Annotated in this window: 26 protein-coding genes and 1 pseudogene; 14 read left to right on the top strand and 13 right to left on the bottom strand. The window is 70.7% G+C overall.

The features are described from left to right. Nucleotides 1–69 precede the first annotated feature (69 nt). The 3 genes and pseudogenes from DJ017_RS01640 to rplU all read right to left on the bottom strand — a co-directional run. The gene (locus tag DJ017_RS01640; RefSeq protein WP_111527073.1) at nt 70–615 is read right to left on the bottom strand and encodes a GNAT family N-acetyltransferase; all 546 of its coding nucleotides are present in this window, start codon (nt 613–615) and stop codon (nt 70–72) included. Between the two features lie 138 nt (nt 616–753). Then, complete coding sequence (gene rpmA, locus DJ017_RS01635; protein WP_111527072.1) at nt 754–1,026, bottom strand: 50S ribosomal protein L27; 273 nt, start codon at nt 1,024–1,026, stop codon at nt 754–756. A gap of 209 nt (nt 1,027–1,235) precedes the next feature. Continuing rightward, nucleotides 1,236–1,709: pseudogene (gene rplU, locus DJ017_RS01630) on the bottom strand (50S ribosomal protein L21); the annotation flags it as partial. Nucleotides 1,710–2,069: 360 nt separating this feature from the next. Between rplU and DJ017_RS01620 the strand changes: the two are divergent. From DJ017_RS01620 to DJ017_RS01610, 3 genes are all read left to right on the top strand, one after another. Next, a complete protein-coding gene (locus tag DJ017_RS01620) occupies nt 2,070–2,435 on the top strand; it encodes a hypothetical protein (RefSeq protein ID WP_111527069.1) in 366 nt (121 codons plus the stop codon). 128 nt (nt 2,436–2,563) lie between these two features. Then, nucleotides 2,564–3,889 carry a L,D-transpeptidase scaffold domain-containing protein gene (locus DJ017_RS01615; protein WP_111527068.1) on the top strand — a complete coding sequence of 442 codons (1,326 nt, stop codon included), beginning with the start codon at nt 2,564–2,566 and terminating at the stop codon, nt 3,887–3,889. A gap of 260 nt (nt 3,890–4,149) precedes the next feature. After that, the gene (locus DJ017_RS01610; protein WP_111527067.1) at nt 4,150–5,523 is read left to right on the top strand and encodes a M28 family metallopeptidase; all 1,374 of its coding nucleotides are present in this window, start codon (nt 4,150–4,152) and stop codon (nt 5,521–5,523) included. Nucleotides 5,524–5,541: 18 nt separating this feature from the next. On the opposite strand, the gene DJ017_RS01605 is transcribed toward DJ017_RS01610, so the two are convergent. Next, nucleotides 5,542–5,787: a hypothetical protein gene (locus DJ017_RS01605; RefSeq protein ID WP_133255363.1), complete on the bottom strand. Its 246-nt coding sequence runs from the start codon at nt 5,785–5,787 to the stop codon at nt 5,542–5,544. 178 nt (nt 5,788–5,965) lie between these two features. Here DJ017_RS01605 and DJ017_RS01600 point away from each other — a divergent pair, with 178 nt between their 5' ends. Continuing rightward, the gene (locus DJ017_RS01600) at nt 5,966–6,139 is read left to right on the top strand and encodes a hypothetical protein (protein ID WP_165830496.1); all 174 of its coding nucleotides are present in this window, start codon (nt 5,966–5,968) and stop codon (nt 6,137–6,139) included. 15 nt (nt 6,140–6,154) lie between these two features. On the opposite strand, the gene DJ017_RS20215 is transcribed toward DJ017_RS01600, so the two are convergent. The 3 genes from DJ017_RS20215 to DJ017_RS01590 all read right to left on the bottom strand — a co-directional run bounded on the left by DJ017_RS20215 (nt 6,155) and on the right by DJ017_RS01590 (nt 7,615). Beyond that, a complete protein-coding gene (locus tag DJ017_RS20215; protein WP_165830495.1) occupies nt 6,155–6,325 on the bottom strand; it encodes a hypothetical protein in 171 nt (56 codons plus the stop codon). A 115-nt stretch (nt 6,326–6,440) separates the two neighbouring features. Continuing rightward, nucleotides 6,441–7,382, bottom strand: coding sequence for a retroviral-like aspartic protease family protein (locus DJ017_RS01595; RefSeq protein WP_111527064.1), 942 nt, complete (start codon nt 7,380–7,382; stop codon nt 6,441–6,443). A gap of 2 nt (nt 7,383–7,384) precedes the next feature. Further along, nucleotides 7,385–7,615: a hypothetical protein gene (locus DJ017_RS01590; protein WP_111527063.1), complete on the bottom strand. Its 231-nt coding sequence runs from the start codon at nt 7,613–7,615 to the stop codon at nt 7,385–7,387. 114 nt (nt 7,616–7,729) lie between these two features. On the opposite strand from DJ017_RS01590, the gene DJ017_RS01585 reads away from it, so the two are divergent. Next, on the top strand, nt 7,730–8,131 hold the full coding sequence (locus DJ017_RS01585; RefSeq protein WP_111527062.1) for a hypothetical protein: 402 nt from the start codon (nt 7,730–7,732) through the stop codon (nt 8,129–8,131). 13 nt (nt 8,132–8,144) lie between these two features. Here DJ017_RS01585 and DJ017_RS01580 read toward each other — a convergent pair whose 3' ends face one another. From DJ017_RS01580 to dmeF, 3 genes are read right to left on the bottom strand one after another with little or no spacing between them, the layout of a single operon-like run. Beyond that, nucleotides 8,145–9,092 carry an exostosin domain-containing protein gene (locus tag DJ017_RS01580; RefSeq protein WP_111527061.1) on the bottom strand — a complete coding sequence of 316 codons (948 nt, stop codon included), beginning with the start codon at nt 9,090–9,092 and terminating at the stop codon, nt 8,145–8,147. 4 nt (nt 9,093–9,096) lie between these two features. Next, a complete protein-coding gene (bla, locus tag DJ017_RS01575; RefSeq protein WP_165830494.1) occupies nt 9,097–10,269 on the bottom strand; it encodes a class A beta-lactamase in 1,173 nt (390 codons plus the stop codon). Nucleotides 10,270–10,289: 20 nt separating this feature from the next. After that, nucleotides 10,290–11,243 carry a CDF family Co(II)/Ni(II) efflux transporter DmeF gene (gene dmeF, locus DJ017_RS01570; protein ID WP_111527059.1) on the bottom strand — a complete coding sequence of 318 codons (954 nt, stop codon included), beginning with the start codon at nt 11,241–11,243 and terminating at the stop codon, nt 10,290–10,292. A 100-nt stretch (nt 11,244–11,343) separates the two neighbouring features. Here dmeF and DJ017_RS01565 point away from each other — a divergent pair, with 100 nt between their 5' ends. From DJ017_RS01565 to DJ017_RS01540, 6 genes are all read left to right on the top strand, one after another. Then, nucleotides 11,344–12,447 (top strand): CobW family GTP-binding protein, encoded by a 1,104-nt coding sequence (locus tag DJ017_RS01565; protein ID WP_111527058.1) that lies wholly within the window; start codon nt 11,344–11,346, stop codon nt 12,445–12,447. Nucleotides 12,448–12,527: 80 nt separating this feature from the next. Continuing rightward, entirely contained in the window at nt 12,528–12,914 is a 387-nt protein-coding gene (locus DJ017_RS20210; RefSeq protein WP_165830493.1) for an SET domain-containing protein, read from the top strand. Nucleotides 12,915–12,986: 72 nt separating this feature from the next. Beyond that, nucleotides 12,987–13,397 (top strand): hypothetical protein, encoded by a 411-nt coding sequence (locus DJ017_RS01555; protein WP_111527056.1) that lies wholly within the window; start codon nt 12,987–12,989, stop codon nt 13,395–13,397. Continuing rightward, on the top strand, nt 13,394–13,975 hold the full coding sequence (locus DJ017_RS01550; RefSeq protein ID WP_193539987.1) for a LemA family protein: 582 nt from the start codon (nt 13,394–13,396) through the stop codon (nt 13,973–13,975). The genes DJ017_RS01555 and DJ017_RS01550 overlap by 4 nt, the downstream gene beginning before the upstream one ends. A gap of 14 nt (nt 13,976–13,989) precedes the next feature. Further along, nucleotides 13,990–15,534 (top strand): M48 family metalloprotease, encoded by a 1,545-nt coding sequence (locus DJ017_RS01545; RefSeq protein ID WP_111527055.1) that lies wholly within the window; start codon nt 13,990–13,992, stop codon nt 15,532–15,534. 57 nt (nt 15,535–15,591) lie between these two features. Continuing rightward, complete coding sequence (locus DJ017_RS01540; protein WP_111527054.1) at nt 15,592–15,777, top strand: hypothetical protein; 186 nt, start codon at nt 15,592–15,594, stop codon at nt 15,775–15,777. Nucleotides 15,778–15,875: 98 nt separating this feature from the next. Here DJ017_RS01540 and DJ017_RS01535 read toward each other — a convergent pair whose 3' ends face one another. Continuing rightward, complete coding sequence (locus tag DJ017_RS01535) at nt 15,876–16,322, bottom strand: biopolymer transporter ExbD (protein WP_111527053.1); 447 nt, start codon at nt 16,320–16,322, stop codon at nt 15,876–15,878. A gap of 245 nt (nt 16,323–16,567) precedes the next feature. Between DJ017_RS01535 and DJ017_RS01530 the strand changes: the two genes are divergently transcribed. Then, nucleotides 16,568–17,539, top strand: a complete 972-nt coding sequence (locus DJ017_RS01530) for a WD40 repeat domain-containing protein (protein ID WP_111527052.1) — start codon at nt 16,568–16,570, stop codon at nt 17,537–17,539. 10 nt (nt 17,540–17,549) lie between these two features. On the opposite strand, the gene DJ017_RS01525 is transcribed toward DJ017_RS01530, so the two are convergent. Further along, on the bottom strand, nt 17,550–17,963 hold the full coding sequence (locus DJ017_RS01525) for a globin family protein (RefSeq protein WP_111527051.1): 414 nt from the start codon (nt 17,961–17,963) through the stop codon (nt 17,550–17,552). Between the two features lie 226 nt (nt 17,964–18,189). Between DJ017_RS01525 and DJ017_RS01520 the strand changes: the two genes are divergently transcribed. Next, nucleotides 18,190–18,684 (top strand): VOC family protein, encoded by a 495-nt coding sequence (locus DJ017_RS01520; protein WP_111527050.1) that lies wholly within the window; start codon nt 18,190–18,192, stop codon nt 18,682–18,684. Nucleotides 18,685–18,688: 4 nt separating this feature from the next. Here the strand turns inward: DJ017_RS01520 and DJ017_RS01515 are convergent, their stop codons facing one another. Then, entirely contained in the window at nt 18,689–19,351 is a 663-nt protein-coding gene (locus DJ017_RS01515) for a nitroreductase (RefSeq protein ID WP_111527049.1), read from the bottom strand. A gap of 138 nt (nt 19,352–19,489) precedes the next feature. On the opposite strand from DJ017_RS01515, the gene mtgA reads away from it, so the two are divergent. Beyond that, a complete protein-coding gene (gene mtgA / locus DJ017_RS01510) occupies nt 19,490–20,146 on the top strand; it encodes a monofunctional biosynthetic peptidoglycan transglycosylase (protein WP_111529919.1) in 657 nt (218 codons plus the stop codon). The last annotated feature ends 240 nt before the right edge of the window (nt 20,147–20,386 follow it).

The following is a 20,386-nucleotide window of genomic DNA, read 5'->3' as shown; positions in this document are numbered from 1 at the left end:
GCTACGCCGTTATCACAATCTTCCTCTCCCCGCGCGCCGGGACAGGCGCTCGGGGAGAGGAATTGGGGCCTACGCCAGCCACACCATCATGCGGGTGGGGACCTCGCGGCCGCGGGCCGGCGCCGGCTTCATCTCCACGTCGCCCGTGTAGAGGAAGCCCGCCTTGCACAGCACCTGGCCGGAGGCCGGGTTGTCGGCGAAGTGGCCGGCGACCACCAGGCGGCGGCGCCAGTCGCGCTTGACCCACTTCAGCGCCCCGCGCACCGCCTCGGTGGCGTAGCCGCGGTTCCAATAGGGCCGGCCGATCCAGCAGTTGAGCTCCGCCCGGCCGAGCTTGCTGGGTTTGAAGCCGAGCATGCCCACCAGGCCGAAGTTGCGGTGCTCGATGGCGAACTCCGCCTCCTCGCCCCAGTCGAGGGCGAACGAGCGTTCGATCGCGGCCTCGGCGTCGGCGTCGGAGAAGGGGTGAGGCATGCTGGCGGTCTGGTTGGCCACGGAGGGATCGCCGGCGAGCCGGGCGATGGCGGTCTCGTCGCCCCGCACGGGGCCGCGCAGGATCAGCCGCTCCGTCGCGATAACGGGGGTGACTTGGGACATCACTTCGATGGCGCACATGTTCTCAACCCTCCCGGACCCCCTTGGCGGAGGCCCAAAAACAAAAGCGGGGAGCCCGGCGTTCCGGACTCCCCGCTTGAAGTCTTGTGTCCGGATCCGCCTGTTTGTCTGGGGCGGAACCGGAGATGGAGGTTCCGCTTAGCTAGCGTTCGTCTCCATGGCCGGGACCACCGTCACGTAGGTTCGGTCGTCATGCTTGGTCACGAACTTCACCGCGCCGTTGCAGAGCGCGAAGAGGGTGTGGTCCTTGCCCACGCCCACGTTGTCGCCCGCACGCCACTTGGTGCCGCGCTGACGCACGATGATGTTGCCGGCGAGCACCGCTTCGCCGCCGAACTTCTTCACGCCAAGTCGCTGACCAGCGGAATCGCGCCCGTTGCGCGAGGAGCCGCCCGATTTCTTGTGAGCCATGGTGCTCTCCTAATCCTGCAGAAGACGGGCCCTTACTCGGCCGCGCCTTCGTCCTTCTTCTTGGCGGCGGCCTTCTTCGGCGCAGCCTTGGTCTCGCCTTCGGCCTTCGGAGCCGCGGCCTTCTTGGCGGCGGGCTTCTTGGCCTCTTCGACCGGGGCGTTCACTTCCGCAGCGGCGGCGGCGACGGCGGTCTCCTCGGAAGCCAGGACTTCCTCGGCGGTCTTGGTCTTCTTCGGGGCGGCGGCCTTCTTCGGCGCGGCGGCCGGAGCGGCTTCCACGGTCGGGGCCACGAACTCGAGGCCGCGGGCGCGGGCGTCGAGCTCGGCCTTGGTGGTCAGCTTCACTTCGCCGTCCCACTTGGCTTCCTTGCCGGCGCCGGCGATCGCGGTCACGCGCAGAACGCTCTGCAGCTGGCGGTGGCCACGGGTGCGGCGATAGCCCTGGCGACGGATCTTCTTGAAGATCTTCACCTTCTCACCCTTGCGGGTCTCGATCAGGGTCGCGGAGACCTTGGCGCCCTCGACGAGCGGAGCGCCGACCGTCACGGCCTCGCCTTCGCCCAGCATGAGCACGTCGGCGAACGCCACGTTCGCGCCGGGCTCGCCGTCCAGCTTTTCGACCACGAGCAGGTCGCCGGGCTGAACCCGATATTGCTTCCCGCCGGTCCTGATCACCGCGTACATCTTCGCGCGCCTTCGAAACTAGAGCTCTCGAGAATTGGAGCTTTGGTGCAAAACGGAATGCGCCCGCAGGAAGGGCCCGCGGGCGAGAGCGGCGGACTTATACGGAAAGGCCGTCGCGAGTCAACGAAGCCGCGGCCGTTTTTCGACGCTGCGCGCGCCGGTGTGTCCGCCCAGTACCGCACCTAGTACCGCACCCAGTACCGCACCCAGTACCGCACCCGCACCACAGTCGTAACATACTCGGACCACACTGGGAGCCGACGCTCCTCGCGGGAGCCCAATTCACATATCGCAACAGCGGGAACATCGCCGTCCCGCTCCGGTTGGACCTGGGCCTACCGCAACACGGAGTATCTCCTGATGAAGATCGCCACCCTCGCGGGCGTGGCCGGCGCCCTGGCGCTGGGCGCCGTCGCCGTCGCCCAGACCACCTCCGGCTCGGGCTCCAGCTCCACGAGCACGGGCGCCACGGGCGCCGGGACGGACACCTCCTCGTCCTCGACCATGCCGCAGAACTCGACGACCGGCGCCACCTCGGCCGGCAGCTACGGCTCGAACACCGCCGGCACGGCGCCGGACAACACCGGCACGGCGGCGTCGACGTCGAGCAACATGTCGACCGGCTCCACGACCGGCGCGGCGACGGGCACGTCCTCCAACACCGGTTATACGGGCGGGACCTCCGACCAGGCGACCTCCACCGGTTCGGCCGGGGAGCGCGGCTGAGCCGGCCGGCCTCAACTTCCAGCGCCAAGGACCGCCTCAAAGCTCTGGGGCGGTCCTTTCGTGCTGCCATCGAACGGCCGGCGCCGGGCTGGACGATCGGCCTGATCGCGCTCGCCTTCGGCTGCGCCATGCCGCTGTCGGCGCGGGTCGCGCCCCTGCCGGGCGGCGCCGCGCAGGCCGAGCGGCTGGGACCGGTGGGCGGGGCCCTGCGCGCCCAGCTCGCCCAGGCCGAGCCTGAGCTCCAGGCCTTCTACCGCGCCCGCGGCTGGCGTCCGCTGTGGATCCGCGGCTGGGGCTTGCGCGACGACGCCCAGGCGGTGGTCCAGGCCGTCTCCGGCGCGGCGGCCGATGGGCTCGACCCTGACCGATATGGCGCCCCAGGTCTCGGCGAGGTGCTCGCCCAGGCCTCCAGCCAGCAGCCCTCGGACCTGGCGCGGGCGGAGATCGCCCTTTCCCGGGCCGCCGCCGGCTACCTTTCGGATCTCCATGCGCCGGCGCCGGGCGCGACGATGATCTACGCCGACCCGGCCCTGGCGCCGCCGACGCCGGATCGTCTCGGCGTGCTCAAGGCCCTCGCCACCTGGCCCCATCCGGCCGACGGGGTGGCGCGCCTGTCGCGGATGAACCCTATCTACCGCCAATTGCGCGACGCCCTGGCCGCCTGGAAGGCCAAGGAGGCCGGCGAGGAGGCCGCTGCTGCCGAGCGCCTGATCCGCACCAATCTCGAACGCGCCCGCCTGCTGCCGCCGGATCTTGGCCAGCGCTACATCCTCGTGGACGCCGCCGCCCAGACGCTCTGGCTCTACCAGGACGGCCAGGCGGTCGACTCCATGAAGGTGGTGGTCGGCAAGCCCTCCGAGCCGACGCCGATGATGGCCGGCCTCGTCCGCTACGCCGTCGCCCGGCCCTACTGGAACGTGCCGCCGGACCTGGTGGCCAACTCCATCGCGCCGAAGGTCCTGCGCCTCGGCCCCGCCTGGCTCGAAGCCCAGGACATGGAGATCCTCTCCGACTGGACGCCGAACGCCCGCCTTCTCACCCCGCAGGAGGTCGACTGGCGCGCCGTCGCCGGCGGCCGCACGGTGCTGCGCGTGCGCCAGCGGCCGGGACCGCACAACATGATGGGGCAGGTGAAGTTCATCTTCCCCAACAGCGTCGGGGTCTATCTCCACGACAGCCCGCTCCGGCAGTACTTCGCCCAGAGCCGCCGCACCGAGAGCGCCGGCTGCGTGCGCCTCTCCGACGCCCCGCGCCTGGCGCGCTGGCTGCTGTCCGAGCGGGCCGGCGAGCTTTCCCAGCCGGGCGCGCCGGAGACCCGCATCGACCTGGCGGCCCCCGTGCCGGTCTACATCGTCTATTTCACCGCCCTTCCCAACGGCGACGATCTCGACCGGCGGCCCGACATCTATCGCCGCGATCCGCCGCTGGAGGCGCGGCTCGCCCGCCGCGCCTAACCGCCTGCGTCGCTGGAAGGGAACCTTCACGTCCGGCTCGTCTTCTTGAGCGTCGGACCTGAGAGGAGAAGCCCTTGAGTTCGGACGACAGCTTCATGCCGGCGATGGCCATGTTCAGCGTCATGGCCCTGGCCAGCTTCGCCGCCGGCTGGTTCAGCCAGGCCCTTTTCGGGGCGTTCTAGGCACCGCGGGCGCTTGCGGCGATTGCCATTCAACACGCAGGGCGCGAAGGTCGCCGGCCGCTGTACCGGAGCTTCGCCGTGCGCCCCCTCCTGACCGTCTCCGTCGTCGTTCTCGCCGCCGCCCTCGCCTTGCCCGCCACCGCCCAGCCCATTGGCGGCGAGCAGCCGCTGCTGCGCGAGCTGGCGGCTCAGGTCTCGCCCGAGCGCGAGCGGGCGACGGACGCCCGGCTCGTCGGCTTCGGCACCCGCCACACCCTCTCCGACACCGCCTCGTCCACCCGCGGCATCGGTGCGGCCCGCCGCTGGGTCGCCGCCGAGTTCGCGGCCATCTCCAAGGACTGCGGCGGCTGCCTTGCGGTGGAGACGCCGTCGCAGGTCTTCACCGGGGCGCGCATCCCCAAACCCACCGAGGTCATGGACGTGCTCGCCATCCAGCGCGGGACCACCGATCCGGACCGGGTAATCGTCATCTCCGGCCACATCGACAGCAGGGTCAGCGACCCGCTCAACGCCACCTCCGACGCGCCGGGCGCCAATGACGACGGCTCGGGGACGACGGCGGTCATCGAGGCGGCCCGGGTGCTCTCGAAGCACAGGTTCCCCGCCACCCTGGTGTTCGCGGTCCTCTCCGGCGAGGAGCAGGGCCTGAACGGCGGCCATGTGCTCGCCGAGTACGCCGCCGCGCACGGCTGGCAGGTCGAGGCCGACCTAAACAACGACATCGTCGGCAACACCGAGGGCATGTCCGGCGTGCGCGACAACAGCCACGTCCGCGTCTTCTCCGAGGGCACGCGCACCACCGAGACGCAAGGCGAGGCCGACAAGCGCCGCTATAACGGCGGCGAGGTCGACAGCCCCTCGCGCAACCTCGCCCGCTTCATGGACCGGCTGGCCGACCAGTACCTGACCAACCTCGACGTGGTGATGGTCTATCGCACCGACCGCTACGGCCGCGGCGGGGATCAGGTGGAGATGCTGAAGGCCGGCTATCCCGCCGTGCGCGTCACCGAGGCGGTGGAGAACTACACCCGCCAGCACCAGGACCTGCGGGTCGAGAACGGCGTCCGCTACGGCGACGTCATCGAGGGCGTCGACTTCCCGTACCTGGCGCAGGTGACCCGGCTGAACGTCCTGACCATGGCGGCTCTGGCCATGGCGCCGGTCCCGCCGCGCGGCGTCGCCATCGAAGGCGCGGTGACGCCGGACACCACCCTGAAGTGGGCGCCATCGCCGGGCGCTGCGGCCTATCGCGTCTGGTGGCGGCCGACCACCGAGGCGCAGTGGCGCTACAGCCGGCTGGCCGGGCCGGCGACCAGCCTGACCCTGAAGGGCGTCAACATCGACGACTTCTTCTTCGGCGTCTCGGCGATCTCGGCCGAGGGTTTCGAGAGCCCGGTGGTCTTCCCCGGTCCGCCGGGAACCTTCGAGCGCGCCCCGCCGCAAAAGCCCTGATCGGCGGGACTCTCCGCCTCACACCCCGTCGAGCGGCGTCGCTTCGTCGTGGCTGTCGGCCCGTGCGAGGGCCTCCTCCCGGTCGGTGGCCAGCTCCTGCCAGGCCGCCGCCATCCGCAGCAACTGGTCGCGGTGCTCGCCACGCTGCATCTGGGCGGCCAGCGCGCGGCACTCTGCGGCGTGCTCGCGGTACTGCTCGGCCTTCTTCATGGCCTGGACCTTTCGACGTGCTGAAGAGGACGCCAGCGTGGCCCCCCTGGCCATCGAACGTCCGCCGGACGTCCATTCATCCGCTCCGACGAGGTCTTACGTAGAATCCCTAGGGTGTTGGCGGCTGGCCGGATTGGTAGATGCGCGCCGTCGTCGGCCAATTCCTCGTGGGCGCCCGGCGGCGGAAGTCACACGCCCTAGGTCCGAGTTACGTCGTCTTATGCCCACGCACATGACCTACGAGCTCTATCTCGAGGGCGACGAGGGGCCGCCCGTGTTCGAGGCGATCACCTGTCCCAACGAGATCGAGCTGCTGGCCAGCGTCCAGGACATGCTGGCGCGTCGCGGCTTGACGTCCATCGAGGTCCGCCGCTTCGGCGTCCACCTCTACACCGTCACGGCCTGACGGCCGGGGATCCGCTCAGGGATTTCCCTCGGAAGACGGATCGCGGTGACGGATCGGGTCGCCGCTCTCATGATCGGCGAGCAGCGCCTGCAGCATCTTGCGCTTCTCGGGATCGCGCTCGGCGGCGATCTGCTTCTTCAGCCGCTCGATGTTCTGTTTTCTGACAAACTCGTACATGGCGGCCACCCAACACGCCAAGAGAGCGCAGCGTCCATTCGCCTGGACACCGCAGCAATCCCACTCGCCGAACGCCAGACCGGTCGATCTGACCGCTCAATTCTCGCCCCAGCCGGCCGCAGCGTCAACTCGGCGGCGCGAGCCACAGGACGCCGGCTTCCAGGTCCATGGCCGCCCGATACTGTCTGAGGATGCCCACGCCCAATAGTCCCGCAGGCAGCGGCCCCTGCACCGCGGGGGTGAAGATCTGCACTTCCACGTCGGTCAGCCGCCGTCCCGCGAACACCACCTCGGCGGCGCGTACGACGCGGTCCTCCGACAGCCCGCCCAGGCTCACCGAGCGGCCCGTCGTCACCGGGCGGCCGTTCAGCAGGCCCAGCGCCTGGGCCGTCTTCTCCGCCAGGGCGACCGCGGCCGTCGCGCCGGTGTCGACCATCACCTCGATCGGACTGCGGCCCTCGACGGCGATCGGCACCATCAGGGCGCCGCCCTGGCTGCGGGCCCGCGCCACGCTCGCCCCGGCGGGGGGCTGGAAGGCGCCCGGCTTGACGAAGCGGATGCGGCGCCCGGGCCAGTCGATGTCGGCGGTCAGCGCCCGCAGCACGTCGCGCCCGATGAGCATGGCGAACGGCCGGCGGATCGCCCCGGACAGGGTGACGAGGTCGAGGGTCGCGGCCCGCACCCCCTGCACCTGCATGCCGCCCAGCGTCAGGTCCAGGGAGACGGTGTGGGTCAGGGCCGGTTCGCCGCTCACCCCGAACGCCACCAGCGGGATTGGCGCGGCCTTGAGGCGCAGGGCGTCCGCCAGCCGGTGGTCGATGGCCGAGAACTGGGCCCCCGAATCGACCACCACCCGGATCGGGATGTTGCGCACCCGTGCGGTCAGCTCGATCAGGCCGCCGCGCTCGGGGATCGCCAGCCAGTCGGTCGCCTCGCCCCTGGCGAAGGTCACGGTCGGGGTCGGATAGAGGTAGCGCTCCCGCAGCCACCAGGCCGCGCCGAGGCCCGCACCCAGCAGCGTCAGGCGCGTCAGCAGGGCCCGGCGGGTGAATCCCCCGAACGCCACGCTCAGTCCCTGAGGCTGCGCGCCAGGATCTCCAGGGTCAGGCGGGCGGCCGCCTTGGTCTCGTCGGGCTCGCCACGCTCGAACACCGACATTCCGGCGTCGAACAGCTGGTCCAGTTCCTGCGGGCTCAGCACCCCCTTGCGCTTCAGGGTGGACAGCGTGCCCACGACGATCGCGTGCAGGGCCGCCAGCATGCCCGCCCGCTCGGCTTCGGGGCTGATCTCGTTGTCCATGCGCTTGCCTTTCAGTTCGATTGTCAGGATCAGTTCACGTCGCGTGAGCCAAACCTAGCGGCGGGGCACGATCCCCGCATATTCGCGTTCTAGCCCGTCATGCAAAAGGCACGCATGTTGATCCGCACCGCCCTCGCCGCCGCCGTCAGCCTCGCAGCGCTCAACGCGCAGGCGTCCGAATTGAGCCGCGTCGCGGCCGCCTTCGGCAATACGGTGATGTCGATCTATCCCGACGGGCGGACCCAGAAGATCTGGCTGCACCCGGATGGCGTCTGGGAAGGCGTCGGCCGCAACGGCCAGGCTCTGGCCGGCAAGTGGACAATGAAGAACGAGAAGGTCTGCCTGCGCCAGACCAAGCCGCCGACCCTGCCGTTCTCCTATTGCACCGGCTTTCCGGACGATCCGCACATCGGCGTCACCTGGACCTCCAAGGATTTCTCCGGGACGCCCATCCGCCTGACGGTGCTGAAGGGCATGCCCCAGCCTCAGTCGCCGGCCCCGACGACGGCGCGCTGACCCTCCAGCCGCCTCAACTCAGCGCGGCGGCCTCCCTGAGGGTCGCCTCGAGGATCCGGTCGAGGTCGGCGAAGCTCGCGACATAGACCTCGGCGAGCCTTGCCTGCATGCGCGCGATGTCGGCGGGCGAGAACAGCCGCAGGATCTGCGGCAGGATGCCGATCGCCTCGGCGTGGACGCTGACCGAGAAGGCCGGCCAGTCGAGGGTCCGGTCGAAGGGCAGGACCCAGCCGTCCGACAGGATCACCGGGATCGAGCCCCGCGCCATCACCTCCAGCAGCCGATACGAGAAGAGCGAGTCGCCGCGCGGCACGAAGGAGAAGGTCGAGGCGTCGATCAGTCCCTCGTAGTCGGCGTCGGTGCGGCCGGCCTCGGCGTCGATCCGGCCGCTGTGACGACCCGGCTCGATCAGGCGCACCACCATGTCCCGCCCGTTGTGCAGTTCCGCCAGCCGCCGACGCAGGGGATGGCTGTCGACGCCCTGAAAGGAGGCGAGGATCGGCCGCGGGCCTTCCGCCGGGCGCGCCGCCACCATCGGCAGCGAGGGGAAGGAGATGGTCCGCGGGTTCAGGCTGCGCTCGAAGGCGGCGAGCGAGCCGTCGGCCAGCACGATGTTCGGGAAGTCGCGCAGGCCCGCCGCCAGCCGAAGGCTCGGGTGCTTGCTGAACACCAGGAGGCGCGCATCGGGATGGGCGAGCGCCCAGGCGCACAGCTTGCCCACGTAGCGGCCGAGCGCCGTCTCCGGCGTCAGCGCCTGCAGCTCCCCGCGCAGGAAACACGAGCCGCCGTCGCCGTAGCGCGGCCAGTTGGTCTCCAGCGCGGTGTCCTCGGCAGGTATCGCGATCGCCAGAGGGCCGTCGGCCTGCGCCCAGGGATGGCGCGCGGCGGCCGCCAGCAGCCGGTCGTAGAAGACGGTGCGCGGGACCTCGCCGTCCGCAAGGACCAGCTCCAGCCGCGCCATAAGACTAGCGCGCGGTCTCCGGAGCCGAGCCGAGGCTGGCCACCCGCCGGTCGGGAACGCTCAGGCCCTTGGGCGTCGTGCGCCAGTAATCGACCACGGCGCGGGCCACCGCCTGCATCAGCGCCTGCCGGGCCCCCACCGGGTGGCGCGTCTGGCGCAGCATGACCGCGACGGCGTAGGTGCGGCCGTCCGGCGCGGTGATCAGGCCGACGTCGTTGATCCCTACCGAGGCGCCGCGCCAGTCGGGGCCGGTGCCGGTCTTGTGGGCGATCGACCAGCCCGACGGCAGGCCGGCGCGCAGGCGCGAACTGCCCGTGCGGCATTGAGCCATCAGGTCCAGCATCGCCTCGGTCGACTGCGGCGACAGGAGCTCGCCCCGGTGCAGGGCCGCCAGGGCGTTGGTGATGGCGGCCGGCTTGGCGCCGTCGCCCGGGTTGGCCAGGTAAGCCTCCAGCGCCTGGTCGCGGACCGTCTCCGGCAGCTCCTCGCGGGCCGCCTTCCACACCCAGGTCAGGCCGTACTCGGGCTTCCAGGTCAGGCCCGCCGCGCGGGTCTGCAGGTCGCGCTCGGTCTCGCCGCGGCCGAGGCCCTCCAGGCCCTTCTCGGCCATCACCCGGCTGACCGCCTCGCCGCCGCCGACTTCGGCGATCAGCTTGTCGTTGGCGGCGTTGTCGCTCTCGGTGAGCTGGTACTTGAGGAGTTCGTAGACGCTGGTGGCGTAGCCGTTCGGCCCGCGGATCTTGGCGGTGATCGGCTGGTAGAAGACCGAGCGGTCTTCCTTGGTGAGGGTCACCGGCTGGTCGAGGCGCAGCTGCCCGCGGTCCACAGCGTGCATCACCGCCAGGGCGACCCACAGCTTGGAGACGCTCTGCTGGGGGAACACCTCATCCCCCGCCACCTGGGCGGTCCAGCGGGCGGAGACGTCGGTGATGGCGATGCCCACCGGCTCGCGGTAGCGCTCGGCGAGTTGCTCGATCTTCTCCTGCAGGGCCGGCGGCGCCGGCGGCGCGGGCAGGGAGACCTTGGTGATCTTCGGCGTGGAGGTCAGCTCGGCGTGCTCGGGGCCGGCCTGCCGGTCGTGCGCCGCCCAGCCGCCCACGCCGATGACCCCCGCCAGGGCGGCCAGCCCGGCGATGGCGGCAGCCTTCGGCGCGCGGGAGCGGCGGGGCCGTCTCATGCGGTATCGAACGCGTGAAATCATGAGACGTGGCCGTGGCCTGTTTCGTCGGTGCCGCGCAATTCAATTGTCACGTGACTGAGCGATGCCAGACCCTTCAACCGCGCGCGCAGCCGCTCGGTGGTGCGGTCTTTCGGCGCGGCGACGGCGGCGATCATCGCGAAGTGGCCAGGCCCGAGCCGCCACAGGTGCAGGTCGATGACCCGCTCGCCCTCGGCCTCCAGCCGCCCGCGGATCTCCGCCGCCAGCTCCGGCGAGGGATTGGTGTCCAGGAGGGCGCCGGCGCCGCGGCGGATCAGGGTGACGGCGAACTGGCCGACCAGGACCGCGCCGGCCAAGCCCGCCGCCGGGTCGGCCCAGGCCCAGCCCAGGCTGCGACCGGCCAGCAGGCCGCCGATCGCCAGCACCGAGACCGCGGCGTCGGCCGACAGGTGCAGGTGCGCCGCCGAGATGTTGAGGTCGCCCTCGCGGTCGTGGCCGTGCGCCCCCTCGACCGGCCGCAGCAGGACGACGCAGACCAGGGTGACGAGAAGGCCCGCCGCCGCCAGCGGCAGGGCGGAATCGTAGTCCACGGCCTCCGGCGTAATCAGCCGGCCGACGCTCTCGACCGCCATCAGCACGGCGACGATGGCCAGGACCACGGCGTTGGCGAAACCGGCCAGATAGCCCAGCTTGCCGGTGCCGAAGGCGAAGCGCGGCTCGCCGGCCCAGCGGCGGGCCAACGCATAGGCCGCCGCCGCGGTGAGCAGGGCCGCCACGTGGGCCGCCATGTGCAGGCCGCTGGCGGTCAGGGCCATGGAATGGAACAACACCCCGCCGGCCACCTGGGCCACGAGGGTCACCGCGCAGATCGCCGTGACGATCCAGGTGCGCCGCTCGTTGCGGGCGTGGTCCGCGCCCAGATAGACGCGGTCCTTCCGGAACCCGTCGAGGGGCTCGGGCGCGAGGCGCGGCGGGCGTTCGGCCGAGATCATCGAAATGTTATTGTATAACACTCGGCCTGGGGTCAAGGCGGGCCTGACTTCCTGCGCCCGCCTGTTCCATCCGGCGCGTCCAGGTCTTACATGACGGGCCATGAGCGACACCGCCACCTCCGCCCCGTCCGCCTCGACCGCCGCCGCGGCCGGCAAGACCCCCGTCACCGTGCTCACCGGCTATCTCGGCGCCGGCAAGACGACCCTCCTGAACCGCATCCTCACCGAGGACCACGGCAAGAAGTACGCCGTGATCATCAATGAGTTCGGCGAGATCGGCATCGACAACGACCTGGTGGTCGGGGCCGACGAAGAGGTCTTCGAGATGTCGAACGGCTGCGTCTGCTGCACCGTCCGCGGCGACCTGATCCGGGTGCTCTCGGGCCTGATGAAGCGGAAGGGCAAGTTCGACGCCATCATCGTCGAGACCACCGGCCTCGCCGATCCCGCTCCCGTCGCCCAGACCTTCTTCGTCGACGACGACGTGAAGGCCAAGACCCAGCTCGACAGCGTCACCACCGTGGTCGACGCCAAGCACCTGCCGTTGCGGCTCAAGGATTCCCACGAGGCGGCCGAGCAGATCGCCTTCGCCGACCAGATCATCCTCAACAAGACCGACCTCGTCTCCGAGGCCGAGCTGGCCGAGGTGGAGAGCGCGATCCGCACGCTCAATCCGCTGGCTCCGATCCACCGCACCACCCGCAGCCAGGTGCCGCTCGCCGCCATTCTCGGCCGCCGCTCCTTCGATCTCGCGCGCATCACCGACCTGCAGCCCGAGTTCCTGAACCCCGCCCACGGCGAGCCGGGCCACGTCCACGACGAGCACTGCGACCACGATCATGATCACCACGACCACGGGCACGACCATCACCACGGCCATGGCCACATCCACGACCACGTGGCCGAGAGCGGCATCCGCGGGATCTCGCTCAGCTCCGACAAGCCGTTGGACGCCAACCGCCTGACCACCTGGCTCAACAACCTGCTGCAGAGCCAGGGGCCGGACATCCTCCGCGCCAAGGGCATCCTCGACATCAAGGGCGATGACCGCCGCCTCGTCTTCCAGGCGGTCCACATGATCCTCGAGGGCGATTTCCAGGGCGAGTGGAAGCCCGATGAGAGGCGCTACTCGCGCATGGTCTTCATCGGCCGCAACCTCGACGAGGCGGCGCTGAAGAAGGGCTTCGAGGCCTGCGTGGCCTAGGACCGGGAACTCCCGCGCCGCTCGCGCGTCACCGCGTCAGTCGGGGGCGATCCCCGCCCGGCCGAAGATCGAGCGGCGCCATGATGATGGTGGAGACCGAGCTGCGTCCGAGCCCGATCCATGGGCTCGGCGTCTTCCTGTTGAGGCCTGTGCGCCGGGGCGATCTCGTCTGGCGCTTCGACGCTCGCATCGACCGCGTCTACACCCCCGAAGAGGTCGCCACCCTGCCCGGGCACGTCCAGGCCTGGCTCGAGACCTACTGCACCTGGCACGAGGGGGCCGGGGTCTATGTGCTCTGCGGCGACAACGGTCGCTACTTCAATCACGCCGAGGACCCGAGCACCGTCTCGGACGGCATCTCCTTCGGCGAGGACCGCGCCGCCCGCGACCTCGCCGTCGGCGACGAGCTGACCAGCGATTACCGCACCATCTGCGACCGCGTGCGCCGCAACGGCAACGGCTTCTGATCCCGCCGCCGGCGTCTAAGCCATTGATCTGGCGCAAGGCGCGCCTGTTCGCCACGGGCTATCCAGGCGAGCATGTTCCCGGTCCTCCTCGCCGCGACCTTCCTCGCCTCGCTGCTGGTCTGCGCCATGACCGTGGTGCTGTTCCTGCCGCCGATCCGGCGCATCCTCGAGGGCCGGCTCTCGCCGCAGGCGACCATGCTCTGGACCCGCTCGCTGCTGTTCGCCGTCTGCGTGGTCGGGGTGGCCGTCGGCGCTCGCATCTGGGACCTGCAGCGCTATCTCTCTGCGCCCGAGATCACCACCGACCAGCTCTCGCTGGAGGTCTACAAGACCGTCATCGCCACGGGCGAAGCCAATGTCGCGGTCATTCTGCTCGTTTCGCTCGGCGTCGCCGTCGTCGCCTTGATGAAGCGCCGGGACTCGCCCGAGGGCTGCGAGCAAGAGCCGGCCAAGGATGTCGGCGGCAAGGAAGCCCGGGCATGAGCGGGCCGCTGCTCCTGGGCGTCATCCTCGGCGTCATAGTCCTCGCCACCCTCTGGGCCGTGTTCGCCTACAACGGCCTGATCCGGGCCTCGCTCCAGGCCGACGAGGCCTGGTCCACCGTCGCCATCCAGCTCAAGCGCCGCGCCGCCCTCGTACCCAACCTGGTCGAGACGGTCGCCGGCTACGCCGCGCACGAGCGCGACACCCTGGCCGAGGTCGCCCGCGCCCGCGCCGGCCTGCAGGACGCCGCCGAGCCCGCCGCCGTCGCCGCCGCCAACACCGAGCTGGTGCGCGCCCTCGGCCGGCTGATGGCCGTCGCCGAGGCCTATCCGGACCTCAAGGCCTCGGGCCAGTTCCAGAGCCTGCAGGGCGGCCTTGCCGACCTCGAGGCCAAGATCGCCTTCGCCCGCCAGTTCTACAATCGCGCCGTCCTCGACCTGAACAGCCGCGTCGCCACCCTGCCGTCGTCGATCGTCGCCACGGCCCTGCGCATGAAGGAGCGGCCGTTCTTCGAGCTGGACGAGGGCGGCGAGACGCCCAGGGTCGCCTTCCCGCGGCCGCCCGCGCGGGCGGCCTGAGCGGTTCGATCGCGGTGGGCCCGCGGCTCGTCTCCGCTCCCATCTCTCCCCACGGCCGCATCGCCGCCAACCGGCGCGAGACCACCTGGCTGCTGGCCGCCTTCGCGGTCCTGCTCGTCCCGATCCTCGCCTTCCTCACCTCCTACCTCGGCTTCTGGCTGGCGCTGTACGTGGCGCCGGTCGGCTGGATCAGCGCCCAGGTGCTGGCGGTGGTCATCCTGGCGGGTCTGCTGATCGGCCGGGTGGTCCACGTCCGCCGCGCCCTGCCTCAGGTCCTCGGGGCGGTCCCGCTCGACGGGGCCGACGCCGCGCCGGTGCGGCTGCGCCTGGCCAACCTTGCGCTCGGGGTGGGCCTGCCGGCGCCCGACCTGATGATCCTCGACGACCCGTCGGCCAACGCCTTCGCCTGCGGTCCGGATGCGGAGCGCGCGGTCCTGGTGGTGACCCGCGGGCTCCTGGAACGGCTGGACGCGCGCGAGCTCGACGGGGTCTTCGCCCATGAGCTCGCCCACATCCGCAACGGTGACGTGCGGCTCAACTCAACCCTGGCGGCGATCCTCTCCACGGCTCGCCTGCCGCCGCCGATCTATTGGGTGCTGATGGTGGCCCTGGTCCTCGGCCTCACGAGCGGCCTTCCGTTGGCGATCGAGGCCTATGGCGACCTGATCGCCGCCGCCCGCAGCAGCCTCGGCCTCGCCGCCCTCCTGGGCATTGGCCTCGTCATGCTCGGCTTTCCCCTGGCTATGCTGTGGCCGGCCCTCGGCGCATTCCTGCAGGCTGGCGTCGCGCGCCGGCGGGAGTTCCTGGCAGACGCCGAGGCGGCCACCCTGACCCGCGACCCGCAGGGGCTGGCCCTCGCCCTCCTGCGCATCGGCTCAGGCCTGCCCGCGCCGACCGCGCCGGCCCTGAAGCGCCGGGGCGGCGCCATCGCCCACCTGTGCATCGCGCCCGTGCGCACCGGCCTGCTTGGCGCGCTCCTGCGCACCCACCCCGATCCGGCCCGCCGCATCGCCGCGCTCCAGGCCATGGCCCCGCCGGAGGAAACCGCGCCGCCGCAGCCCGCCCCCTACGCCGAGATGGCCCGCGAGGCGGTCGCCGCCCGGGCCGGCGAGGGCCGTGCCGCCCCGCGTGCCGGCCGGCCGCTGCTCGTCGGCCTGCTGGTCGGGGTCGTGGTCCAGACCGTGCTGTTCGATCTCGGGCTCCTGCGCCTGGCGCTGGAGCCGGCGGCCGCTTCCGCCGGCGCCGCAGCGCTTCTGTTCAGCGTCCCGTTCGGCTTCGCCGGGGCGGCTGCGGCCCTCGCGGCCCAGCGCTCGGCCGGGCGTCCCTACTGGTGGCCGGCGGCCCTGATGTTCTTCTTCGGGCGCTGGGCGCCCTTGACCCTCGTCCTCGGCGCCCCCGACCTCCAGGCGCGCAGCCTTGGGGCGCTCGTCACCGTCTATCTGGCCGCGCTCACCGAACCGGTGCTGGGCGCGATCCTCGGCGCGGCGGCGCGAGGGGGGGTCCTGCAGGTCCTGGCCGTCCTGTTCCGCGCTGCAGCGCGTCCGCCCAGGGAACTTTGATCACATTTGATCGTTGTTATCAGGACCGCTCCATACCGGGGCTTCGAAGGTGGCGGCATGGGTGACGAGGAAGAGCTGCGCCGGCGCGCCGAGACGTTGCTGCGGCAGGCCGCCTCGACCGCCAACATGAACGAACGCGGCCGGCTGATCGACGAGGCCATCCGCCTGCGCGGTGCGGCGGACGACTCCGCCATGCCCAACCTCGAGGACGGCCTCGATCTCGACATCGAAGGCCACGCCTGACCCTCGCCCTCGGGCGCCCCTCGAGGATCCCGAGCCGCCAAACGAAAAGAGCCCGCCGAGGGGCGGGCTCTTCCGAAGTCTCTTGGCGAAGAGAGGTCCTAGGACAGCTCTTCGTTGATCAGGGCCACCTGGTAGAAGCCGTTGCCCTGCAGGGTGTTCATCACCGCCATGAAGTCGCCGTAGCGGACCGACTTGTCGGCGCGGATGTAGACCCGCTGCTGCGGCGGCGGCGTGGCCGGATCGTCCTGCGCCAGGCGGGCAGACAGATCCGTGATCAGGCCGTCCAGGCTGGTCCCGCGGTCGCCGATGTAGATCGCGCCGCCGGCCTGGATGTTGATCAGGGTGGGCTCCTTCACCTTGGTGCCCGGGGGCGGCGGAATCGCCGGCGGCAGGTCGAGCTTGATCGACACCGTCGCGGCGGGGATCGCCACCATGAAGATGATGAGGAGCACCAGCATCACGTCCACGAACGGCGTGACGTTGATGTCGCTGTTCTGGCCGAGGTTGAAGCGTCCGCCGCCCCCGCCGCCCAGCTTTGCACCCATATTGCAGTTCCTTCCCTTGGGCAGCGTTCTCCGCGCCCTCGCTTGCAGTCGGCAGACCATTGGCAAGCCGTTTTGGGAATGTAAAGCCCGAAGCATGCGGAATCCCGGCCCTTGCCCTCGCCGCCCTGCGCAAGGCCCGGATTCACACCCCCGTCCGAGAACTGCGTGATCCCATCCTCGGTCGCCGCCCTGCGCGCCCATCGCGGGGATGACGCCGCCCGGCCTTGGGCTTAGAGGACGGCCCCATGACCTACGCCTTCGACGCCTACGTCACCGCCGCCCTGTTCGATTCGTCCCGCCGCGCGATCTTCGCGCTCGGCGACGGCACGGTCCGCTTCGAGAGCGGCGAGTCGGTGGAGGCCCACGACGGCGCGGTGCTCTGCGCCTGCGTCCACCCCTCGGGGGAGGGGATCCTGACCGGCGGCGACGACGGGCGCCTCGTCTGGTCGCGCGCCTCGGGGGCGCAGGAGATCGCCAAGGTCCCCGGCCGCTGGATCGAGTCGGTGGCCGCCAGCCCCGAGTCGAAGCTGATCGCCTTCGCCGCCGGCCGCGACCTGCACGTCCGCGACGCCGCGGATCCGGCCTTCTCGCGCACCTTCACCCACGAGAAGTCGGTGGCCGACGTCACCTTCGACCCCAAGGGCCGGCGGATCGCCGCGGCCACCTATGGCGGGGTCGCCCTCTGGTATGCGCGGATCGAGTCGCAGAAGCCGCTCTATCTGAAGTGGGCCGGCTCGCACGTGGTCTCGGCCTTCTCGCCGGACGGCAAGTTCCTGGTCTCGGCCATGCAGGACAATCAGCTCCACGGCTGGCGCGTGGCCGACGAGAAGAACATGCGGATGGGCGGCTACCCGGCCAAGGTGAAGAGCCTCACCTTCCTGGCCAAGGGCCAGCTGATGGCCACCTCGGGCTCCAATGGCGTGGTCGTCTGGCCGTTCGCCGGCTCCACCGGCCCGATGGGCAAGCAGGCCGCCGAGGTGGGCTACGACGAGGCCGCCATGGTCGTGCGGGTGGCCGCCACGCCGGCGCTCTCGTGGGTCGCCGCCGGCCTCGACGACGGCCGGGTCTGGGCCTGCGACGTCACCGGCCAGCGGGTCGCGCCGCTGAAATCGGAGAAGGGCGCCGCCATCTCCAGCGTCGCCATGACCCCCGACGCCGCCCGCGTCGCCTGGGGCGACGAGGACGGGAACGCCGGGGTGGCCGAGGTCAATCCCTAGGCCGCTTTCTTCAGGCCGCCTCTCTGGCCGCCGAGATCATCGCCCCGGCGAGGGTGGTGTAGGCCTTGGTCCAGGCGGCTTCGACCTCGGGGGTGAAGTCATCCCCCAGGCCCTGACCGAGCGTCCAAAGAAGGCAGTCGCCGACCACCTCGTAGTGGCCTTCCTGGGCGCCGTAGCTGACGTGCCGGCGAGCCATGGTCTCCACGGCCGGCAGGATTTCGCCGAGGTTGTCGAGGCTGCCGACCACCATGGCCAGGGCGGCCATCAGCTTCTTGCCCTGCTCGCTGACGTCGGCCTTGAACATCGGTCGCACCGCGGGCGCCACTTCGAACAGCCGGCCATAGAAGAGGTCGGCGGCCTGCGCCTTGATGGGCACGACCTTGGCGAAGGAATCGCGGACGAGCTGGATCTGTTCAGGGGTCATGTAAGGGTCCGTGTCGGTGAAGTGGCGGGCCCTCTACAGTGAAGCTTGTGACAGTGTCACGCTCAAAGAACGACGATGTCCGAAGTTTAATCCCCGGGCGTAAGAATTGGTCTCCGCTCGCCCCGGTTGTTCTGCAGATACGCAGAGCCGGTCCGCGGCAACGGCGTTTGCCCGCCGCGCCCCACAGAGGCTAGGTCGCCTGCAGGTTCCCCCTTGCGAGGCTCCGATGACCAACCGCCTGCACCATATGGCCTTCCGCTGCCGCGACACCGAGGCGACGCGCGCCTTCTACGAGGAGGTGATCGGCCTGCCGCTCGCCGCCGCCCTGCCGATCGGCGCGACCGCCACCGGCCGCGAGGTCCGCGTCCTGCACAGCTTCTTCGCCCTGCGCGACGGCTCCTACGTGGCCTTCTTCGAGGCGCCGGACGCCCCGTTCGACTTCGTCGACCGTCACGACTTCGACCTGCACCTGGCGCTCGAGGCGGAGCCGGAAGACGTCGAGCGCGCCACGGCCGAGGCGCGGCGGCGGGGGCTGGAGGTGCGCGGCCCCTCCGACCACGGCATGATCGCCTCCACCTACTTCCGCGACCCCGACGGCTATGTGGTCGAACTGGCCGTGAAGACGGCCGCCCACGCCGAGTTCGACCGCGACGAGCCGGCCCGCGCCCGCGAGGTTCTCGCCGCCTGGGTGGAGCGCAGGAAGGCGCCCGCGCCGGTCTGAAGCCTCAGTCGAAACCGACCAGCTCGCCCCAGGTCTCGAAGGGGTCGCGGGCGGCCACCAGGCCGTTGATCGGGGCTTGCGGGTCGCGATAGCCGAGGGCCATGCCGGCGAACAGCATGTGGTCCTCCGGGACCTTGAGGAACTTGGTCACCGTCTGCGGATAGCGGGCCCAGTATTCCTGGGCGCAGGTGTCGAGGCCGCGCTCTGCGGCGAGCAGCATGACGTTTTCCATGTACATGCCGAGGTCCGCCCACTGCGGCGGGCCGAGCTTGCGGTCGAGGCAGAAGAACAGGCCCACCGGCGCCCCGAACAGCTCGCCGTTGCGCGCCAGCTGGCGCAGCCGCGCCGGCTTGTCCTCGCGGGGGATGCCGATCGTCGCGTAGAGGTCCTCGCCGTTCTGGAAGCGCCGCGTGCGGAACGGGTCCCAGAGGTTGGGCGGATAGACGTCGTACTCGGGCGTCTCGCCGAAGGGATTGGCCGCCACCAGCGCCTTGAACTCGGCCAGGGGCGCGCCCGACAGCGCATAGACCCGCCAGGGCTGCAGGTTGCCGCCGGACGGCGCCTTGGCGGCGCGCACCAGGATGTCCTTCACCACCTCGCCGGCCACCGGCCTGTCGAGGAAGGCGCGGATCGACACCCGGCGCTCGATCGCCTCGCTGACGTTCATTCCCTGCTCCCCCGCTTGACGATATGGAACCACCCGCCGTCACCTAGTGGCCTGTCCCGGGGGAAAGCAAACGTGAGTCGGAAGAAGTCCCAGCCGGGCGGCGTGCGCGGCCTGTTCGGGCGCCTCGTGCGCTGGACCATGCTGGGCCTGCTGATCTTCCTGCTGGTGGGTCCGGTCGCGGTGGTCGCGCTCTACCGCATCGTGCCGCCGCCGATCACCTGGCTGATGGTCCAGCGGCTGGTGGAGGGCAGGGGCTTCGACCGGCGTTGGGTCGCGCTGTCCGACATCTCGCCCCAGCTCGTGCGGGCGGTGATCGCCTCGGAGGACTCAGGCTTCTGCCAGCACCATGGCTTCGACATCGACGCCATCGAGAAGGCGCTGCACCACAACGCCGTCTCCGAGCGCATCCGCGGCGGCTCGACGATCAGCCAGCAGACCGCCAAGAACATCTTCCTGTGGCCGCACCGGGACTGGGTGCGCAAGGGACTCGAGGCCTGGTTCACGGTCCTCATCGAGGGGATCTGGGGCAAGCCCAGGATCATGGAGGTCTATCTGAACTCCATCGAATGGGGCCCCGGCGTCTATGGGGCCGAGGCCGCCGCCCAGCACAACTTCCACCTCTCCGCCGGCCGGCTCAGCCCGGCCCAGGCGGCGCGCCTGGCGGCGATCATCCCCAAGCCCCTGAGCTGGAAGGCCGCGCGGCCAGGGCCTTACATCCAGCGCCGGTCGGGGACCATCGTGGCGCGCGCCGGCGTGGTCCGCCGGGACGACCTCGACGCCTGCGTCTATCCGTAAGGTCTAGCGTCGGCGGCCCATCAGCTCGAAGATCTTCGGCAGGGCAAGGGCGGCGAAGGCGCAGATCAGCGCGATCACGAACAGGAAGTTCATCGGGCCATGGACGGTCATGGGTCCAGGAGCGGTCCAAATGAGGCTCCGGTTCCAGGCTTGACCGGATCACGGCTCCGTCAGCGGCGGCAAAGCGCGACTTTCCTGTGGGTTCCGATCACATTTTCGGAACCGACCCCGAGGCCTTGC

Origin of the sequence: Phenylobacterium soli (assembly GCF_003254475.1) — a bacterium.
Lineage (GTDB): Bacteria > Pseudomonadota > Alphaproteobacteria > Caulobacterales > Caulobacteraceae > Phenylobacterium > Phenylobacterium soli.
Note: the sequence above shows the minus strand (reverse complement) of the source record. Positions and strands in the feature narration are given on the sequence as shown.

Coding starts and splice junctions, on each gene's coding strand:
- DJ017_RS01640 (WP_111527073.1), bottom strand. CDS start 615: ATGTGCGCCATCGAAGTGATGTCCCAAGTCACCCCCGTTATCGCGACG.
- dmeF (WP_111527059.1), bottom strand. CDS start 11,243: ATGATCTCGGCCGAACGCCCGCCGCGCCTCGCGCCCGAGCCCCTCGAC.
- DJ017_RS01620 (WP_111527069.1), top strand. CDS start 2,070: ATGAAGATCGCCACCCTCGCGGGCGTGGCCGGCGCCCTGGCGCTGGGC.
- DJ017_RS01530 (WP_111527052.1), top strand. CDS start 16,568: ATGACCTACGCCTTCGACGCCTACGTCACCGCCGCCCTGTTCGATTCG.
- DJ017_RS01535 (WP_111527053.1), bottom strand. CDS start 16,322: ATGGGTGCAAAGCTGGGCGGCGGGGGCGGCGGACGCTTCAACCTCGGC.
- DJ017_RS01565 (WP_111527058.1), top strand. CDS start 11,344: ATGAGCGACACCGCCACCTCCGCCCCGTCCGCCTCGACCGCCGCCGCG.
- bla (WP_165830494.1), bottom strand. CDS start 10,269: ATGAGACGGCCCCGCCGCTCCCGCGCGCCGAAGGCTGCCGCCATCGCC.
- DJ017_RS01520 (WP_111527050.1), top strand. CDS start 18,190: ATGACCAACCGCCTGCACCATATGGCCTTCCGCTGCCGCGACACCGAG.
- mtgA (WP_111529919.1), top strand. CDS start 19,490: ATGCTGGGCCTGCTGATCTTCCTGCTGGTGGGTCCGGTCGCGGTGGTC.
- DJ017_RS01515 (WP_111527049.1), bottom strand. CDS start 19,351: ATGAACGTCAGCGAGGCGATCGAGCGCCGGGTGTCGATCCGCGCCTTC.
- DJ017_RS01590 (WP_111527063.1), bottom strand. CDS start 7,615: ATGGACAACGAGATCAGCCCCGAAGCCGAGCGGGCGGGCATGCTGGCG.
- DJ017_RS01525 (WP_111527051.1), bottom strand. CDS start 17,963: ATGACCCCTGAACAGATCCAGCTCGTCCGCGATTCCTTCGCCAAGGTC.
- DJ017_RS01580 (WP_111527061.1), bottom strand. CDS start 9,092: ATGGCGCGGCTGGAGCTGGTCCTTGCGGACGGCGAGGTCCCGCGCACC.
- DJ017_RS01550 (WP_193539987.1), top strand. CDS start 13,394: ATGAGCGGGCCGCTGCTCCTGGGCGTCATCCTCGGCGTCATAGTCCTC.
- rpmA (WP_111527072.1), bottom strand. CDS start 1,026: ATGGCTCACAAGAAATCGGGCGGCTCCTCGCGCAACGGGCGCGATTCC.
- DJ017_RS01585 (WP_111527062.1), top strand. CDS start 7,730: ATGTTGATCCGCACCGCCCTCGCCGCCGCCGTCAGCCTCGCAGCGCTC.
- DJ017_RS01540 (WP_111527054.1), top strand. CDS start 15,592: ATGGGTGACGAGGAAGAGCTGCGCCGGCGCGCCGAGACGTTGCTGCGG.
- DJ017_RS01555 (WP_111527056.1), top strand. CDS start 12,987: ATGTTCCCGGTCCTCCTCGCCGCGACCTTCCTCGCCTCGCTGCTGGTC.
- DJ017_RS01615 (WP_111527068.1), top strand. CDS start 2,564: ATGCCGCTGTCGGCGCGGGTCGCGCCCCTGCCGGGCGGCGCCGCGCAG.
- DJ017_RS01605 (WP_133255363.1), bottom strand. CDS start 5,787: ATGGCCAGGGGGGCCACGCTGGCGTCCTCTTCAGCACGTCGAAAGGTC.
- DJ017_RS20210 (WP_165830493.1), top strand. CDS start 12,528: ATGATGATGGTGGAGACCGAGCTGCGTCCGAGCCCGATCCATGGGCTC.
- DJ017_RS01600 (WP_165830496.1), top strand. CDS start 5,966: ATGACCTACGAGCTCTATCTCGAGGGCGACGAGGGGCCGCCCGTGTTC.